The organism is Priestia sp. D51 (genome assembly GCF_053345675.1).
Genome location: NZ_JBLTIR010000001.1, coordinates 40,405 through 58,683 on the forward strand (window position 1 = coordinate 40,405; position 18,279 = coordinate 58,683).

An 18,279-nucleotide genomic window follows, 5' to 3' on the forward strand; every position below is an offset into this window, starting at 1 on the left:
GTATATGTGCTAGAAGCGAAAAAAGTGAAGCTATTTCAAGTGAAAGCCTTTTTTTGGTCTGTCTTGTTAACCAAACTTCGTGATCATTCTTAATAAGGTATACTATTTTTAAATTTGAGTATGTTACATTAAAACAGATTCAAACATAAAGAGATGATTTCCATTTGAATGTTGTTGACAGTGAAGCGCTTTTTCATGTATTATATGTCCTTGAACGGATACTCTCTTATCCCGAGCTGGTGGAGGGACAGGCCCTGTGAAACCCAGCAACCATCGTCATTTTTTTGTGTAGACGATAAGGTGCTAACCTGATGCAAGGGCACAACCTTGATCGATAAGAGTGAAAGGCTTATGTAGAATTTGATACCTTTCCTCGATACAAGGAAAGGTTTTTTTATATTTTTTAACGTGTAATGAAAATAAGGGAATGAGTACCGTATCACAATGTATCGTATTTATAAGGAGGAAAACTGATGTCAACACAACGTCGTCTGTTCACGTCAGAATCTGTTACAGAGGGACATCCCGATAAAATTTGTGACCAAATTTCTGACTCAATTCTTGATGCTATCCTAGCAAAGGATCCAAATGCTCGTGTTGCTTGTGAAACAAGCGTAACAACTGGTTTAGTTTTAGTAAGCGGTGAAATTACAACTTCTACTTACGTGGATATTCCTAAAACAGTTCGTGAAACAATTAAAGGAATTGGCTATACTCGTGCAAAATACGGATTTGATGCTGAAACTTGTGCAGTATTAACATCTATCGACGAGCAGTCAGCTGATATCGCTGCTGGTGTAGACCAAGCGTTAGAAGCACGTGAAGGTCAAATGTCCGATGAAGAAATCGAAGCAATCGGAGCTGGAGACCAAGGGTTAATGTTTGGTTATGCATGTAACGAAACAAAAGAATTAATGCCTCTTCCAATTTCATTAGCTCATAAACTTGCTCGCCGTCTAACAGAAGTACGTAAAGAAGAAATTCTTCCTTACCTTCGCCCGGATGGTAAAACACAAGTAACAGTTGAATATGATGAAAACAACAAACCTGTTCGCATCGATACAATTGTTATTTCAACTCAGCATCACCCAGAAGTAACGTTAGAGCAAATTCAACGTAACTTAAAAGAATATGTAATTAATCCAGTTGTTCCAAATGAGTTAATTGATGAAAATACAAAGTATTTCATTAACCCAACAGGACGTTTCGTAATCGGCGGCCCTCAAGGAGATGCTGGTTTAACTGGTCGTAAAATTATCGTTGATACTTACGGCGGATATGCTCGTCACGGCGGCGGTGCATTCTCTGGTAAGGACGCAACAAAAGTAGACCGTTCAGCAGCTTATGCAGCTCGTTATGTTGCGAAAAACATTGTAGCAGCTGATCTTGCTGATAAATGTGAAGTACAACTAGCATATGCAATTGGTGTTGCACAGCCAGTATCTATTTCAATTGATACATTCGGTACAGGAAAAGTTTCTGAAGAAGTACTAGTAGATGTAGTACGCAAAAACTTTGACCTACGTCCAGCAGGCATCATTAAAATGCTTGATTTACGTCGCCCAATTTATAAGCAAACAGCAGCTTACGGTCACTTTGGTCGTACAGATGTGGAGCTTCCTTGGGAGTTCACAGACAAAGCTGAAGCATTAAAAACTCAAGCTTTAGCTAAATAATAAAAAAAATCTCCGTGAAAACGGAGATTTTTTTTATGCCCATTGAATACCTTCAGCAGATTTTTCTACGACATCTTCATATTCTGAAAGCAAATGCTGAAAAATGGCGTCCCATGATTGAGTAAGAGCATAGTGTCTAGCTGCATGGCCAAAGTGAAGCCGCTGGTGCAAATCATCAAGTAAACCTGTAATAGCCGAACTGAATTCTTCTAAGGAGTGAGGTTTGCAAAGGTAGCCGTTTCGCCCGTGCTGAACCATCTGTTTAACTCCTCCTGCATTTGCTGCCACCACGGGAGTTCCAGAAGCAAGAGACTCCAGTACGACATTTCCGAACGTTTCTGTTTCTGAAGGGAAAACAAACAAATCAGATGAAGAATAGATATGAGCAAGTTGCTTACCTTCAAGAAAGCCTGTAAATGTCATATGCTCAGATGCTTGCTGTTGCATTTGTTCTTTTAAAGGACCATCTCCCACAATAAGCCAGTGAACTTGGTGGCGGATATGATCAGGTAAAGATCGGGCAATTTTTAGTAAAAAATCAGCGTTCTTTTCTTTAGCTAACCTTCCTACATACGTTAAGATGTAGGGTTTTTTTATATTATATTTAATACGAATATCAAAGCGGTCATAGTGGGGATGGAACAATTTGTGATTTACCCCTCGCGACCAAATAGCTACGTTGTGAAACCCTTGTTTTTCTAGCTGCTGTTTGGTCACTTCGGAGGGAGCGAATAATTTTTGTACAGGTTTATAAAACCATTTCATATATTTTTGCAGTGGTACACGCATTTTTTCAAGTTCATAGTGAGATAAATAATCATCAAAATTGGTATGATAAGAGCCGACAAGAGGAATACCTAATCTTTTTCCGTAATAGGAGCCGCAAAGCCCCATTGTAAAAGGAGTGGCCAAATGAATAAGAGAAGGGTTGAATTCCTGCAGCTGCTTTTTAATTTTTAGAACGTTTGGCAATGAAAAGCGGCTGTTTGGATAAAGGAAAAACGGCATGCTAGGCGAGCGGTGAACATACGGTGAAAACGACCGATTATGAGCAAATTCAGGAGCAAATACCTGGATGGGAATTTGCTTTGATTTGACATACTGAGTAAATTGATAAAGTGTTTTAGCAGCTCCGTTAACTTCCGGAGCAAATGTATCTGTAAATAAAGCAATTCTCATGAGTACTCCTCCTATCAATTAGACTAAAAATATGTTCAGTGAAACAGCACCTGAAAAGATGCCGAGTATCAGGCCTACCATGACATCCGTCGGATAGTGCAGACCGAGATAAATTCTTGAAATGCCTACCGTTACTGCAAGCGGCAAAAGAACGGCAGCGAAGGCTGGGTAAGTAATCATCAGAGGGGTAACTAACGAAAAAATAGCCGTTGTATGCCCCGATGGAAATGAATGATCTTTTAATGGATTTTCTAATACTTTTGTATGCTTTAGTTGAATATAAGGCCGTTGTCTCGGATATAGCTTCTTAGCAATGGCAACAGGAATATGGCTAACGGCTAGAGAAAAGGCACAGGCGTAAGCGACGGATGAAGGATGCAGAAATAGCAGCAAGCACGCTATCACAATGGTAAACGTGGCTCCGCCGGCATGAGTTAGTAAACGTAAAAATCTATTTAAGTGCTTTCGATCAAAATGTTGATTTACACTTTTGAATAATCGGCATTCGGCATCGTATACATACTGAATTAACTTGGCTTTCATAGAGTCGCTCCCTTTTTAATAAATACGTCTTTATTATTCAGTTTAATCTTTAATTGTGGAGGCAGTACTAAAACGATGTAAATTAATATGGAAATTTCTTTACAATTGTGGAGAGAATAGAACATGATTAGAGAGTTTGTGGAGATACTAAAAAAATTCCCTCAGTATGACTTTCTGAGGGAACGTTTCCTTTATAATGAAGAATCAGATTTCTTAATAGACTTATAATACTGCCCTTTTTCTACATATTCTGTACGAATGCGCTGCATATCTTTTAAATCCTCCTCAGTCAGAGTGCGGATTACTTTAGCAGGTCGACCGAGTGCGAGAGTATTAGGTGGTATTTTTTTACCGGGAGGCACTAAACTTCCTGCACCGATAAAAGCACCTTCACCAATTTCCGCACCGTCTAAAATAATAGAGCCCATGCCAATGAGCGCGCGTTTGCGGATGATGGAGCTGTGTAAAATAACTTGATGTCCTACTGTCACATCATCCTCAATAAGCAAAGGAGCATTTGGGCTTTGATGGAGTGTTGATTGATCTTGTATATTTACTCGTTTCCCGATAATAGTAGGCGAAACATCTCCTCTAATAACGGTGTTAAACCAAATGCTGCTTTCTTCACCAATGGTGACATCTCCAGTAATCGTGACATAGTCTGCGAGGAAGCAGCTGGGTGCAATATTAGGCATTTTTTCTTTATACGGATAAATCATCAAATCATCTCCCTTTATTAGTTGAAAAAAAGTAGTAAATCTTCTAATGTAAGTGTACAAAGGTTTTTAAAGCAGGTAAACAAAAAAAGGAAGAAGGAGTAACTCAAATGCATAAATGGGAAGCAGAAAATCCAAAAGGCGTTATTGTCATGGTCCATGGAGCAGCGGAGCATCACGGGCGCTATCGCTGGCTGATTGAGATGTGGCGTTCGGTTGGAATGCACGTAATCATGGGAGACCTTCCTGGCCAAGGCTTAACAACGAGAAGAAGAGGACATATCCTATCCTTTGATGAATATGTATATGAAGTGGAAGAATGGGTACGTGAAGCGCAAAAATATGATTTGCCTATTTTCCTGTTAGGACATAGTATGGGAGGACTGGCGGTTATTCGTACGCTGCAGACAAAAAATCTTCCTATATGGGGTGCGATTCTTTCCTCACCTTGTCTAGGATTAAAAGAGCAAGTACCAGCTTACTTAGATATGTTATCTAAAGGATTAAATAAAGTCATGCCGAACAAACTTTTTGATTTGGGTCTTACTGTTGAAAAAGCAACAAGAAACCAAGAAGTTCGAGATGAAGATGAAAACGACTCACTGTACGTTACAAAAGTTTCTGTAAGATGGTACCGAGAATTGATTCAAGCTGTTAACTTAGCTTTTAAAGATATCGATCGTTTGCCGGATGTTCCGCTTCTTGTGATGCAGGCAGGAGAAGATAAAATTATTGAAAAGCTGATTGTTAGACAGTGGTTTGATGAAATAGAGCTAAGTGAAAAAATCTACAAAGAATGGTCTCAGCTGTATCACGAAATCTTTAATGAGCCTGAAAGAGAATACGTTTTTACATACGCGAAAAGCTTTGTTGATCTTCACATTTAATGAGTGCTGTCAGAAATTGAGGTGAAAATAAATGAAGATTCCGTCTCGTCCTATTTCATTAATGAGAAAAATTTATCGAGAAGTGTTTCCCGTCGTTCATCATGAGCTTAACCATTGGCGGGAACGGGCAAAAGAGATTCCTAATAAAGAATTACGCACTCAAGCATTGGCAAGTATCGATACAAAAACTTTTCATTGTGAAGGAGGCGGCATCCTATCGATTTTAGCGAAAGAAAACATGATTGAATGCGTAAAATTTATCGTTGCCTACCAAACAATCAGCGATTACTTAGATAACTTATGTGACCGCAGCAATTCGCTCGATCCTAAAGATTTTGCAGCCTTACATGAATCGATGCCAGATGCGTTGACTCCTCATGCACCTCTTGGGGATTACTATCGTTTTCGAACGGATAAAGACGATGGAGGATATTTAGCGGAACTTGTCCAGACTTGTCAGCAGTCCTTGCGAAAAGCCTGTAATTACCATATCGTCTCTTCACATTTATTAGAACTAGCTACTTATTATTGTGATTTGCAAATACATAAGCATGTTGAAATCAAGGAAAGAGTTCCACGATTAGAGAATTGGTTTGATGCTCACCGGCACAGTGTTCCTGAAATGGAGTGGTATGAATTTTCAGCGTGCTCTGGTTCAACGTTAGGCATTTTTTGTTTGGCCGCTTACAGTTTTCAAGAAGAGATGACCAAAGAAATGACGGAGAAAATAAAAGCGGGATATTTTCCTTATATTCAAGGTTTACATATTTTACTCGATTATTTAATTGACCAAGAAGAAGATAAAGCAGGAGGAGATTTGAACTTTTGTTTTTATTATCCTCACTATCAGCAAATGATGGACCGCTTTTTGCATTTTGTTGTAAAAGCGGACGAATATGCTAAAAAACTGCCGGATTATCACTTTCACTGCTTTATCTATAAGGGACTCCTGGGCGTTTATTTGTCCGATCAAAAAGTGAGGGCACAAAAACATGTTCATGTGAATGCACGTCGATTAATCAAAGCGGGGGGAGCACTCAGCTACTTTTTCTATATCAACGGACGCTTGTACCGAATGTTAAAAAGATAAGCCATATACGGCTTATCTTTTTTCAATAGCAATGATGAACGGAGGATTGTTTTGCTGATTCATGAAGCGATATTGTAAAACATGGACGTCTTTTTGATCCAGATTTTGGACGTACGTTAGTAAATCGTCTCTTTCTTGTTTCCCTTGTTCGTGTCCGTGATAAATAACGAGCACAATCACTCCTTCAGGTGCTAGCAAATCAAGTAACTGCTCAATTGCAGAAATTGTTGTTTCAGAAGTGGTGACGATGTCTTTATCTCCACCTGGTAAATAACCTAAATTAAAGACAGCGCCCGTCACTCGTCCATTAATAGAAGTAGGAAGCATGCTTATATTGCTATGGCTTTCTTGGATAAGCGTGACTCGTTTTTCTACATGATGTTCTGTCAATCGCTGCTGAGTTGCTTGAATGGCTTGGGGCTGAATGTCAAATCCATATACATGACCTGTATCTCCGACTAAGTTGGCTAAGAACAATGTATCATGTCCATTTCCTGCTGTAGCATCAATCGCGACATCTCCTTCAGCCACAGCATTAGTGAGCAACGTGCGGGCAAAAGGCAGGATACGTTCTATTTTCATCTTTCCATCAACTCTTTTTCGTAATATTTTCCTTGATAGCTTTGGCGACGTTCGAGCTCTTGATCAATGGCATTTAATACGCTCCACTTATTTACGCTCCACATCGGTCCGATCATGAGGTCTATCGGTCCATCACCGGTAATACGATGAACAATCATCTCAGAAGGGATTACTTCGAGCTGATCGCATACAAGCTTTACATATTCTTCAAATGAAAGAAATTCAACAAGGCCCTTTTCATACTGTTTGACCATAGGAGTTCCTTTTAGTAAATGAAGCAGATGAATCTTAATTCCTTGAACGTCTAATTTTGCTACTGCCCGTACCGTTTCCATCATCATCTCAGGTGTTTCTAAAGGCAAACCATTAATGATGTGAGAACAAACGCGAATACCGTGTTTTCGAAGCTTTGCTACACCATCTACATAGCATTGGTGATCGTGTGCCCGGTTGATAAGCAGTGAAGTTCGTTCATGAACAGTTTGCAGTCCAAGTTCTACCCATAGATAAGTTCGTTCATTTAATTCAGCCAAGTACTCCACCACATCGTCGGGGAGACAGTCAGGGCGCGTGGCGATAGAAAGCCCAACAACTCCGGGAAGCTTTAAGACCGCTTCATATTTTTCACGAAGCTCCTCAACAGGAGCGTGAGTGTTAGTGAATGCTTGAAAGTAAGCAACGTATTTTCCGTCTTTCCATTTATGATGCATTTTTTCACGGATTTCGTTAAATTGTGTCACAAGATCATCCGCTCTGTTTCCAGCGAAATCTCCTGAACCGGCAGCGCTGCAAAACGTACAGCCGCCGTGAGCTACCGTGCCGTCTCTGTTTGGACAATCAAATCCTCCATCTAAGGCTACTTTAAATACCTTATGGCCAAAGTGGTTACGTAAGTGGTAATTCCAGGTATGATAACGTTTGTTTTCAGATTTATACGGAAATGGGTTTGTCTGATTCAAATCAGCAACCTCCTTTTTACATGCAATATACATCAACAAATTGTATCAAAAACGTGAAAAAGTGCCAAACAAATTTAAGGATGCTTATATTTAACAGGTTCTTCTTGTCGTAAAGGGGAGTAAAGTTGCGCAAAATAAGACAGAAATGAACGAATAGGAGGAATAGACAATGACAACTCGTCAAGCAGTGGATCAACTTATGCAGCAGTGTGAAGATGCTATTCGCTTTGGACAAGGTCAGTTACAGGAAGGCATGAAACAAGAACATTACAATGACACTGAATATACAAAAGCACAGGAAAAATTAGAAAATGCTTATAAAGAAATTGAAGAGTTTTCTCACAGTGCAAATGCACAGCAAAGAGAGCAGCTATATCGCATGCGCCTGCAAGTTCAGCAGCTGCAAAATAAATTGATTACAACTCAGCATTAAGGAGAGGATTTTATGGCAACTCGTTCAAATCAAAATAACCCGGAACAAAAAACAAAAAACGGGATCAACAGCAATGATATTGAGCTAGGAAAAGATTTTGATCCTGTAAAAGAATTAAAAGCACGGAACAGCAAGCGTGCCCAGCCGGTTCGTTCGAAGCAAAAATAAGCGGTAAAAAGGTGATTTTGCATGATATTGTCATGTGAAATCACCTTTTTAAATAGTCAGCGAATTTCAAATAAATTGTCTATATGTAAAAGCATTGCGAACCCTTTAAGAAAAGACTAGAATGTACGTTGGCATTCGAATAGATAGGGGGGAGATCAATGCCCAAGTCACTTTGGTTTTTGATTATTGGTATGCTTGTAAACGTAACGGGAGCTTCGTTTTTATGGCCTCTCAATACAATTTATATAAATGAACATTTAGGAAAGTCGTTATCCGTTGCAGGAGTGGTTCTTATGCTGAACTCTGCTGCAAGCGTAGTGGGTAATTTACTAGGGGGAACGCTTTTTGACAAAATTGGAGGATATAAATCCATTTTATCAGGAATTATTATTACCCTTGTTGCATTAGTGGGACTGGTGTTTTTCCATGGTTGGCCTACATATGTTGTTCTCTTGGTTATTGTAGGGTTTGGATCTGGTATTGTGTTTCCATCTATGTATGCAATGGCAGGCTCAGTCTGGCCACAAGGCGGAAGAAAAGCATTTAATGCGATGTACGTTGCTCAAAATGCAGGAGTGGCTATTGGCGCAGCGGTAGGGGGCGTTGTAGCATCCTATTCATTTACGTATATTTTCTTAGCTAATACAATTTTATACGTTATTTTTCTTCTTATTGCTATTTTTTCATACCGTCATATTTCGGTTACAGTTGGGCAAACGAATGTCCTTAATGAAGCCGGTAGTATTCAGCACAAAACGAAACTGACGGCCCTTCTTATTTTATGTACAGGATACGTATTATGCTGGGTCGCGTATGTTCAGTGGCAAACAACGATTGCTACGCATACGCGTGAGTTGAATATACCTCTTTCTAGCTACAGTTTGCTTTGGACGATTAACGGCATTTTAATTGTAGTCGGTCAGCCTTTGATTGTGCCTATCATTCAAAAAGTAGCAAAGACATTAAAAGTACAGGTTCTAATTGGAACGGTTATTTTTGTGGCTTCTTTCATCATCGTGGTGAATGCCACAACATTTTCGCAGTTCTTAACAGCAATGATTGTGTTAACAGTTGGAGAAATGTTTGTTTGGCCAGCAATTCCAGCTGTCGCAAGTCAGTTAGCTCCATCAGGAAAAGAAGGGTTTTATCAAGGCGTAGTCAACAGTATGGCTACTGCAGGTAAAATGATTGGCCCTCTCTTTGGAGGCGTTATTTTCGATGCGTTTAATATGTCTACCCTGTGCTATTTATTAATTGCACTATTGTTATTTAGCATGTGTACAACATGGATATACGATTATAAATTAAAAGAAAAACGTCAGCGTTCACTAACCATCTCTAAATAAATAGAGGTGGTTTTATTTTTGACTGTTCAATAAACGTAGGAATGTCTTCAGTATTCCTTTAATAATATAGTAAGGGTCGTGACAAGCAAAGAAAGGAGTATATACCTTTAAAAATGTAAGCGTTTTCTAATTATATGACTTCTTGGGGGGCTAGAATATGCTTAGTATGATTGGATTAATTGGAGGATTATTGCTGCTCATTGTATTAACGATGAGAGGCATGAATTTATTTATAGCAGGTCCGCTTAGTGCTTTAGTTGTTGCGTTAACAAGCGGAATGCCTTTATTTCCACAGCTGGTGAAAGAAGGAGAAGCAAATTTTGTTGGGAATTATATGTCTGGTTTCACAGGATTTATTGCTTCTTGGTATTTAATGTTTCTATTGGGGGCCGTTTTTGGAAAAGTGATGGAAGACAGCGGGGCCGCTGATAGTGTTTCTCGCTGGATTGTCAGTAAACTAGGAATGAAAAGAGCAGTGTTGGCGATTGTACTTGCCTGTGCGGTCTTAACATATGGAGGAGTCAGTCTGTTTGTAGTAGCATTCTCTGTCTATCCAATGGCTTTAAGCTTATTCAAACAAGCTGATTTGCCGAGGCGGTTTATCCCTGCTGCTTTAGCATTCGGTTCCGTTACGTTTACGATGACCTCGGCTGGATCGCCTGAAATCCAAAACTGGATTCCAATTGAATATTTAAAGACTAGTCCGTATGCAGGATGGGAAGTTAGTTTAGTTGTAGCGGTAGTGATGGCTGTATTCGGCTACTGGTGGTTAAAGCGCTTAATTTCAAAAGCAGTTAAAAATGGAGAGCGTTTTATATCACGCGAGAAAGATCCAGCAGTAACGGAAAATCAGTCTCTTCCTAATCCGTTATTAAGTTTGCTTCCGCTTGTGGTCGTGCTCATTATTTCTTTTGCACTTCATAAGCCGCTTCAGCAATCTGCGTTGATTGTCGCACTTTTAAGCGGTATCATTGTCACATACATTGTGAACCGAAAACACTTTAAAGGATTTTGGAATGCAGCATCAGAAGGGACGCTTGGAGCGCTAATTGCAATTGGGAATACAGCTGCTGTCGTAGGTTTTGGAGGGGTTGCTAAGGCTGTTCCCGCGTTTGGAGTGGCTGTAGATGCCATGACGCATATTCCAGGCAGTCCGTTGATAGGGGGAGCTATTGCGGTGAGTGTTATCGCGGGGATGACAGGTTCGGCTTCAGGAGGTCAGGCGATTGCTTTGCCAATTTTAGCCCCTCACTATCTAGATGCTGGTGTAAATCCAGAAGCTCTCCATCGTGTAGTAGCTATATCTTCTGGCGTATTAGATTCCTTGCCTCATAATGGTTATGTCGTCACCACAATTAATTCTATTTGCGGAGAAACTCATAAAGATGCGTATGGATCAGTTGCAGCGATGACGGTAGTTGTGCCGCTTGTTGGTCTCGTACTTGCGATTATCCTGTTTTCTTTTGGATTTGGTATTTAATAATAGCTGTTAAAGAAAGTAGAGGCGGGGACAAAAGTATTTTAGCTGAAAGAAGATCCGAACGATAAATCGTTCGGATCTTTTCATTATTATGGTGAACTCGGCTTTTATGTGTTTAGTTGCTTTAAGCTGTTGATTGGAGCGCAAGATGAAGCCTTGCACGGAAATGAACAGTTTTGTAGCAAGGAGTCCAGATATCCTATTTATTCAGCTTTAGATAGGATTAACTTAATTATGTCTAAATCTCTTTGTTTGGCGTTGTATGTATGTTTTTGGGAGAAGTTGTTCATATATAAGAATGAAAGAGGGGATTTAGCAACAAAGCAGTGAGGCAGTGTAGAAACTTTTACAAAATCCGTTGAACAACTTGCAGTTTGCGAACATATTATTTACAATACAAGGTAGTATGATGTAAAAACTATGATAAGGAATAGTAGTGAACGAAGCGAGCTAAGAGAGCTGACGGGTGGTGCGAGTCAGCAAACGGGCGTTCATGAACTCACCTTGGAGTTGTAAATGTGAAGTAAAGTAACATTTACCGTCTATCCGCGTTAAGGAAAATGAGTGAGTACATAATTGTGCTAATTTGGGTGGTACCGCGGGAAGTTTATTCAACCTCTCGTCCCTTTGTTTGAGGGATGAGGGGTTTTTTAGTTTAATTAAATACAGCTGGAGCGTACAAGGAGGATTATGTATGGCTTTTAATCATGAAAAGATCGAACAAAAATGGCAAAAAGTTTGGGAAGAAAATAAAACATTTAGAACAACAGAAGATGAAGGAAAGCGTAAGTTTTACGCATTAGATATGTTCCCTTATCCATCTGGGGCGGGTTTACACGTTGGGCATCCAGAAGGTTATACAGCAACGGACATTTTATCTCGTATGAAGCGTATGCAAGGATACAATGTACTTCATCCAATGGGATGGGATGCATTCGGACTACCTGCTGAGCAGTATGCATTAGATACAGGAAACGATCCGGCTGAGTTCACTGAACTTAACATTAATAATTTCCGTCGTCAAATCAAATCGTTAGGTTTCTCTTACGATTGGGAGCGTGAAATTAATACGACTGATCCTAACTACTACAAATGGACGCAGTGGATTTTCTTACAGCTATATAAAAAAGGCTTAGCTTATGTGGATGAAGTAGCTGTTAACTGGTGTCCTGCGTTGGGAACAGTACTTGCAAACGAAGAAGTTATAGATGGCAAAAGTGAGCGCGGTGGGCATCCGGTTGAGCGTCGTCCAATGAAGCAGTGGATGCTTAAAATCACAGCTTATGCAGATCGTTTACTAGAAGATTTAGATGATCTTGATTGGCCAGAAAGTATTAAAGAAATGCAGCGAAACTGGATTGGCCGCTCTGAAGGAGCTCACGTTCACTTCACAATTGATGGATATGACGAAACATTTACTGTGTTCACAACGCGTCCTGATACGCTGTTTGGGGCAACGTATGCCGTTTTAGCACCTGAACATCCGTTTGTGGATAAAATTACGACAGCCGAACAAAAAGAAGCGGTAGAAGCGTATTTAGATCAAATTAAAAGCAAAAGCGATTTAGAGCGTACAGACTTAGCTAAAGACAAAACGGGCGTATTCACAGGTGCTTATGCAATTAACCCTGTAAACGGTGAGAGAATGCCAATTTGGATTGCTGACTATGTTCTAATGAGCTATGGTACAGGTGCAATTATGGCTGTTCCTGCTCATGATGAGCGTGATTATGAGTTTGCTGTTAAATTTGAACTGCCGATTAAAGAAGTAGTAGCGGGTGGAGACGTTTCAAAAGAAGCTTATACAGGCGACGGCGAGCACGTTAATTCAGACTTCTTAAATGGTCTAGACAAAGAAGAAGCAATTTCAAATATGATTCAGTGGCTTCAAGCAAATGAAAAAGGTGAAAAACAAGTAACATACCGTCTGCGTGACTGGTTATTCAGCCGTCAGCGCTACTGGGGTGAACCGATTCCTGTTATTCACTGGGAAGATGGCACAACAACTGCAGTTCCTGAAGATCAGCTTCCGCTTGTTTTACCAAAAACAACTGAAATCAAGCCGTCAGGTACAGGTGAATCTCCATTAGCAAACATTGATGACTGGGTGAACGTTGTAGATCCGGAAACGGGCAAAAAAGGGCGCCGCGAAACAAATACAATGCCTCAATGGGCAGGCAGCTGCTGGTATTACTTACGCTACATTGATCCAGCGAACAGCGAAGCATTAGCAGATGCAGACAAATTAAAAGAATGGTTGCCGGTTGATATTTATATCGGTGGAGCTGAACACGCTGTTCTTCATCTATTGTATGCTCGTTTCTGGCATAAATTTTTATATGATATCGGCGTAGTTCCAACAAAAGAGCCGTTCCAAAAACTGTTTAACCAAGGTATGATTCTTGGAGAAAACAATGAAAAAATGAGTAAGTCAAAAGGTAACGTTGTAAACCCAGACGAAATCGTAGAAAGCCACGGTGCAGATACGCTTCGCCTTTACGAAATGTTTATGGGACCGTTAGATGCATCCATTGCTTGGTCAACAAAAGGGCTTGATGGTGCACGCCGTTTCTTAGATCGTGTATGGCGTTTACTTATCGAGGATAATGGTGAATTAAGCAGCAAGGTTCAAGAAAGCAATGATACTACACTTGAACGCGTATATCACCAAACGGTGAAAAAAGTAACGGAAGATTACGAAGGTCTTCGTTTTAATACAGGTATCTCTCAACTTATGGTATTCATCAACGACGCATACAAAGTTGATGTGCTGCCAAAGCAATACGTAGAAGGATTTGTGAAGCTATTAGCACCAATTTGTCCTCATACAACTGAGGAATTATGGAGCAAACTAGGCCACGAAGATACGATTTCATATGAAGCTTGGCCTGCGTTTGATGAAGCGAAACTTGTAGATGATGAAGTGGAAATTGTCGTTCAAATTAACGGTAAAGTACGTGCAAAATTAAACGTACCTGCTGAGGCATCTCGTGAAGAGCTTCAAGATATTGCAATGGCTAATGAAGATGTTCAAGAGTTCATTGAAGGTAAGACAGTACGCAAAGTGATTGCTGTGCCTGGTAAATTAGTAAACATCGTAGCTAATTAAGTATTGATGTAGAACAGCCCCCCTGACTAAAGAGCAGTCAGGGGGGCTGTTCTAGACCTAAGGGCCTGATGTCCCCCTTTCGGGGTTGACATCAGGCCCTTAGTTAAACCTTTAACTACGATTGGAAAAGCTTAGGTAGGCTGCTGCTTAAGCTTTTCTTATTTAGTGGCATAAAGGTATTTGAATTTGCTACAATAGCGATAGCAAGCTGAATGAAAGAATAGAGAGGAATGACGAAGATGGAAGAAGTAAAAGTGATTACGCCTGAAGAGCTTCAAAAACGCGTTGAAAATGGAGAAGAGCTTCATTTAGTTGATGTTCGCGAAGATGAGGAAGTAGCAGAAGGAATGATTCCAACTGCTAAACACATTCGTATGAATGATATTCCAACTAATGTGGATTATTTCGATAAAGAAAAAGAATATATTTTCATTTGCCGTTCTGGACGCCGCAGTGAAAACGTATGTTACTACCTTCAAGAACAAGGTTATAAAGTAACAAATATGGTTGGCGGTATGTTAGAGTGGGAAGGAAAAACGGTTAATAAATAAGAAAAAGCGCCTTTGACAGGCGCTTTTTTCTTTTGGAATGAAACTTCTACCATTCGACTAAAATGATAGTAGCAAAACAAATGATGACTAAATCTATAAAAGTCTTCATAAAAATAGAGGTAGGAAGAAGTTGAAAATCAGTACGAAAGCCATCATTGAGAGAAGCAGTCCATTCTGATTGAAACAAATTTGATAGGACAAGGTGGTAGAAGCTATGATACAGGTGAAAATGTTTGATAAAGAGCATGAAAAAGATTTAGAGTTTGCGGTGAACCGATTTTTACGCAAATTAGAAGATGAAGACGTCGTGGATATTAAGTACCAAGTCACAGTGGATGTTGATCGTGATGAGCAGGTGTACTGTTTTTCAGCCATGGTTATGTATAAAGCCTAGCGTATTATGCTAGGCTTGTTGCAAATTCTCCTGCATTACTGCCAGCCAAACGGCCTGTTACAAGGGCAGAAGTAATATTGTATCCTCCAGTATATCCGTGGATATCAAGAATTTCCCCGCAGAAGTAAAGGCCTTGCATAAATTTAGAAGACATTTCTTTTGGGTGAATTTCTTTAACGGATACTCCGCCTCCTGTGACGAAGGCTTTCTCTAAAGAAAGTGTGCCGTTTACAGCAAATTCAAATCGTTTGCACATTCTCGAGAATTCTCTCAGTTTTTCATGCTGAAGCTGTCCCGCTAGCGCTTGGCTATCAATGTCTGCTTGCTCGAGTAAAAATAATAGATAGCGTTCAGATACAAAACCTTTTAAAACATTTTTAATCACTTTTTTCGGCTCTTCTTTTGTTGTTTTGACTAATTGTTGAAAAATCTCTTCTTCGTTTTTGCTAGGAAATAAATCAAGAGACATTTGAACAGTGTTGCTTTTTTGTTTCTTTAACTCTTTAACAACATATTGGCTGCAGCGAAGAGCGGCAGGGCCAGAGATGCCAAAGTGAGTGAAAATCATATCCATCTGATGAGTTATGACAGGTTTGCCTTTTTTATTAAGTACGCTTAGTCCTACGTTGCGAAGCGATAGACCTTGAAGCGTTTTTGTTTTAATAAAGTGTTCGCTAGATGTAATAGGAACTTCTGTTGGGTAAAGTTCAGTAATTTTATGACCTGCATCTTTTGCCCATTGATAACCGTCTCCTGTCGAACCCGTATGAGGCACTGATTTTCCGCCTACTGCAATCACAACGCTTTTCGTTTGGATTGCTTCTCCGTCTTGAAGCACAACTTCTTTCACGGTGTTGTTTTCATAGTTTACGCGTTTAACGGCTGTGTTTGTGCGAATTGTTACACGAAGACGGTGAAGTTCACTAATTAATGCATCAACAACAGATTGTGCTTTATTGCTAACCGGAAACATACGCCCGTGATCTTCTTCTTTTAATTTAATTCCAAGGCCTTCAAAATAGGAGATGATATCTTCGTTATTAAAAACAGAAAACGCACTGTATAAAAAGCGTCCGTTTCCTGGAATGTGTTTAATAAGTTCATCAATCGGAAGGCGGTTTGTTACATTACAGCGGCCCCCTCCAGAAATGGCAAGCTTTCGTCCGAGTTTATTGCCTTTATCAATTAATAATACGTTTGCACCTGACTCACCAGCTGCAATCGATGCCATCAAACCAGAAGGTCCTCCTCCGATTACGACTACATCATATATCATACTTTCACCAACCTGTCTATTCTTAAAAAATTTTAGTTTGTTCACTGACAAATCTCTCAACATTGGATAAAATGGGCTATAGTCTTTGTTTTTTAGCTTGTTGACGAGTGTGAGTGAGTATAAGACCTTTCTTAGTGTATACTCTCACTTGCTTCTTTTCAATTCTATCATTATTATCAGTATGTAACATTAAGTATCGGAGGCAAACGTATGTCTGATTCAAAATTGTTAAGAGGGACCTTTGTGCTAACGCTTGGCACTTATGTATCCCGAATTCTGGGAATGATTTATTTATTTCCATTTGCGATCCTTGTTGGAACCGTAGGGGGAGCACTGTTTGGTTATGGATATAACCAATATGCTATTTATTTAAGTATTGCTACAGCCGGTATGCCAATGGCCGTATCGAAATTTGTATCAAAATATAATGCACTCGGTGATTATTATACGAGTAGAAGAATGTATCGGGCCGGCATGAAATTAATGCTTGTCACAGGAATACTTGCATTTTTACTTTTATATTCGTTAGCGCCTGTTATGTCTAGAATTACACTTGGAGGTTCTGATTTAAATAACTCCTTAGAAGATGTAGTAATGGTTATGCGAATGGTTAGTGTTGCGTTAATTGTAGTACCGATGATGAGTTTAATGCGAGGATTTTTCCAAGGTCACCAGTCTATGGGACCCACAGCTGTTTCACAAGTAGTTGAACAACTTGTGCGGGTTGTCTTTTTATTAGCATCCACTTATATCGTCATCAAAGTTGTACATGGGAGTCTTGCGCTAGCCGTTGGATTTGCTACAATGGGTGCTTTTGTAGGAGCTCTTGCTGGACTTGCCGTATTAATTTGGTACTGGAAAAAACGAAAGCCTCATCTCGATAAAATGGTGAACGAGCAGACGGTAACGCCTACGCGTATTTCTACCGTATCCATTTTTAAAGAGCTGCTTACGTATTCATTGCCCTATGTATTTGTCAGCTTAGCTATTCCGCTTTATCAGTATGTGGATCAATTCACATTTAACCGTGCGATGGTAGCGGCTGGACAAAAAGAAATAGCGGAGTCCATGAACGGAATTGTTCAGTCTTATGTTCCAAAGCTTGTGATGATTCCTGTTTCATTAGCTACTGCATTCGGTTTGACTCTTGTACCAACGATTACACGTTCATTTGTGAATAAAGATTATAATGTATTGCAAAAGCAAATTGATCAAACATATCAAACGATTATGTTTCTTGTGCTGCCAGCATCTGTAGGGTTAATGGCTTTAGCTGGTCCAGCCTATACGTTTTTCTTTGGAACAGATGCATCGGATGCGGGTGGAAATGTCTTGCTTTATTATGCACCCGTAGCTTTATTGTTCTCGTTTTTCACGGTTAATGGAGCTATTTTACAAGGGATCAACAAACAAAAATATGCTGTTTTAAGTCTATTATTTGGATTGATTGTGAAAATTGTCGTGAACGTGCCATTTATTCTTATGTTCCACGAGATCGGTTCAGTTTTAGCGACAGCACTAGGCTATATCGTATCTCTTGTTTATATGTTTGCGCTTATTCAAAAACACGCAAAATATAACTACAGTGAGTTTATAAAACGCTCTGTGCTCATTCTCATTTTTGTTGCGATTATGGGAATCAGCGTAAAAATTGTTTCAGTAGTAATTGGTCTGTTTACAACCCCAGGACGATTCTCTGCCACGGTTATTACGATTATAGGAGCAGCAGTAGGCGGCCTTATTTACTTTATTATTACCTATCGTTCAAGCCTGCTTGAAAAAGTAATGGGAGCGAGGGTAACAGGTGCAATTGAACGAAAGATACTGCGCCGAAATAAACAGCGCAGTGCATAAGAAGATGACTCGTTAGAGTCATCTTCTTTTCAAAAA

The 18,279-nt window shown here is 39.8% G+C and carries 17 protein-coding genes, 1 riboswitch and 1 other annotated feature; of the genes, 11 read left to right on the forward strand and 6 right to left on the reverse strand.

All coding sequences use genetic code 11. The features are described 5' to 3' along the window. Window positions 1–223: 223 nt before the first annotated feature. A riboswitch (SAM riboswitch) is annotated at window positions 224–341 on the forward strand. A gap of 132 nt (window positions 342–473) precedes the next feature. Next, entirely contained in the window at window positions 474–1,676 is a 1,203-nt protein-coding gene (gene metK, locus ACNHOZ_RS00305; RefSeq protein WP_013059536.1) for a methionine adenosyltransferase, read from the forward strand. A gap of 33 nt (window positions 1,677–1,709) precedes the next feature. Here the strand turns inward: metK and ACNHOZ_RS00310 are convergent, their stop codons facing one another. The 3 genes from ACNHOZ_RS00310 to ACNHOZ_RS00320 all read right to left on the reverse strand — a co-directional run bounded on the left by ACNHOZ_RS00310 (window position 1,710) and on the right by ACNHOZ_RS00320 (window position 4,117). Further along, complete coding sequence (locus ACNHOZ_RS00310) at window positions 1,710–2,855, reverse strand: glycosyltransferase family 4 protein (RefSeq protein ID WP_049166263.1); 1,146 nt, start codon at window positions 2,853–2,855, stop codon at window positions 1,710–1,712. Window positions 2,856–2,873: 18 nt separating this feature from the next. Further along, window positions 2,874–3,398 (reverse strand): phosphatase PAP2 family protein, encoded by a 525-nt coding sequence (locus tag ACNHOZ_RS00315; protein ID WP_028411846.1) that lies wholly within the window; start codon window positions 3,396–3,398, stop codon window positions 2,874–2,876. Between the two features lie 191 nt (window positions 3,399–3,589). Continuing rightward, entirely contained in the window at window positions 3,590–4,117 is a 528-nt protein-coding gene (locus ACNHOZ_RS00320; RefSeq protein WP_028411845.1) for a gamma carbonic anhydrase, read from the reverse strand. A 107-nt stretch (window positions 4,118–4,224) separates the two neighbouring features. On the opposite strand from ACNHOZ_RS00320, the gene ACNHOZ_RS00325 reads away from it, so the two are divergent. Both ACNHOZ_RS00325 and ACNHOZ_RS00330 read left to right on the forward strand, forming a co-directional pair. Continuing rightward, window positions 4,225–5,001, forward strand: a complete 777-nt coding sequence (locus ACNHOZ_RS00325; protein WP_063248621.1) for an alpha/beta fold hydrolase — start codon at window positions 4,225–4,227, stop codon at window positions 4,999–5,001. Between the two features lie 31 nt (window positions 5,002–5,032). After that, window positions 5,033–6,091: a tetraprenyl-beta-curcumene synthase family protein gene (locus tag ACNHOZ_RS00330; RefSeq protein WP_028411844.1), complete on the forward strand. Its 1,059-nt coding sequence runs from the start codon at window positions 5,033–5,035 to the stop codon at window positions 6,089–6,091. Between the two features lie 12 nt (window positions 6,092–6,103). On the opposite strand, the gene ACNHOZ_RS00335 is transcribed toward ACNHOZ_RS00330, so the two are convergent. After that, window positions 6,104–6,673 (reverse strand): class I SAM-dependent methyltransferase, encoded by a 570-nt coding sequence (locus tag ACNHOZ_RS00335; RefSeq protein WP_028411843.1) that lies wholly within the window; start codon window positions 6,671–6,673, stop codon window positions 6,104–6,106. Beyond that, complete coding sequence (locus tag ACNHOZ_RS00340; protein ID WP_048019675.1) at window positions 6,670–7,632, reverse strand: TIGR01212 family radical SAM protein; 963 nt, start codon at window positions 7,630–7,632, stop codon at window positions 6,670–6,672. Before ACNHOZ_RS00340 ends, ACNHOZ_RS00335 begins: the two co-directional genes overlap by 4 nt. A 169-nt stretch (window positions 7,633–7,801) precedes the next feature. Here ACNHOZ_RS00340 and ACNHOZ_RS00345 point away from each other — a divergent pair, with 169 nt between their 5' ends. The 7 genes from ACNHOZ_RS00345 (at window position 7,802) to ACNHOZ_RS00375 (ending at window position 15,113) form a co-directional block, all read left to right on the forward strand. Beyond that, window positions 7,802–8,065, forward strand: coding sequence for a YtzC family protein (locus ACNHOZ_RS00345; protein ID WP_013059528.1), 264 nt, complete (start codon window positions 7,802–7,804; stop codon window positions 8,063–8,065). 12 nt (window positions 8,066–8,077) lie between these two features. Then, on the forward strand, window positions 8,078–8,233 hold the full coding sequence (locus tag ACNHOZ_RS00350) for a hypothetical protein (protein ID WP_013059527.1): 156 nt from the start codon (window positions 8,078–8,080) through the stop codon (window positions 8,231–8,233). Window positions 8,234–8,391: 158 nt separating this feature from the next. After that, window positions 8,392–9,579: an MDR family MFS transporter gene (locus tag ACNHOZ_RS00355; protein WP_028411841.1), complete on the forward strand. Its 1,188-nt coding sequence runs from the start codon at window positions 8,392–8,394 to the stop codon at window positions 9,577–9,579. A gap of 157 nt (window positions 9,580–9,736) precedes the next feature. Next, window positions 9,737–11,059: a GntP family permease gene (locus ACNHOZ_RS00360; RefSeq protein ID WP_048019676.1), complete on the forward strand. Its 1,323-nt coding sequence runs from the start codon at window positions 9,737–9,739 to the stop codon at window positions 11,057–11,059. A gap of 411 nt (window positions 11,060–11,470) precedes the next feature. Beyond that, window positions 11,471–11,689 (forward strand) — a binding site (T-box leader). Between the two features lie 64 nt (window positions 11,690–11,753). Beyond that, entirely contained in the window at window positions 11,754–14,168 is a 2,415-nt protein-coding gene (gene leuS / locus ACNHOZ_RS00365; RefSeq protein ID WP_048019677.1) for a leucine--tRNA ligase, read from the forward strand. Between the two features lie 239 nt (window positions 14,169–14,407). After that, window positions 14,408–14,719 carry a rhodanese-like domain-containing protein gene (locus ACNHOZ_RS00370; protein WP_028411838.1) on the forward strand — a complete coding sequence of 104 codons (312 nt, stop codon included), beginning with the start codon at window positions 14,408–14,410 and terminating at the stop codon, window positions 14,717–14,719. 214 nt (window positions 14,720–14,933) lie between these two features. Further along, a complete protein-coding gene (locus ACNHOZ_RS00375) occupies window positions 14,934–15,113 on the forward strand; it encodes a sporulation protein Cse60 (protein WP_013059521.1) in 180 nt (59 codons plus the stop codon). Window positions 15,114–15,117: 4 nt separating this feature from the next. Here ACNHOZ_RS00375 and ACNHOZ_RS00380 read toward each other — a convergent pair whose 3' ends face one another. After that, entirely contained in the window at window positions 15,118–16,389 is a 1,272-nt protein-coding gene (locus ACNHOZ_RS00380; protein WP_048019678.1) for a BaiN/RdsA family NAD(P)/FAD-dependent oxidoreductase, read from the reverse strand. Between the two features lie 210 nt (window positions 16,390–16,599). On the opposite strand from ACNHOZ_RS00380, the gene ACNHOZ_RS00385 reads away from it, so the two are divergent. Beyond that, entirely contained in the window at window positions 16,600–18,243 is a 1,644-nt protein-coding gene (locus ACNHOZ_RS00385; RefSeq protein WP_028411836.1) for a putative polysaccharide biosynthesis protein, read from the forward strand. The last annotated feature ends 36 nt before the right edge of the window (window positions 18,244–18,279 follow it).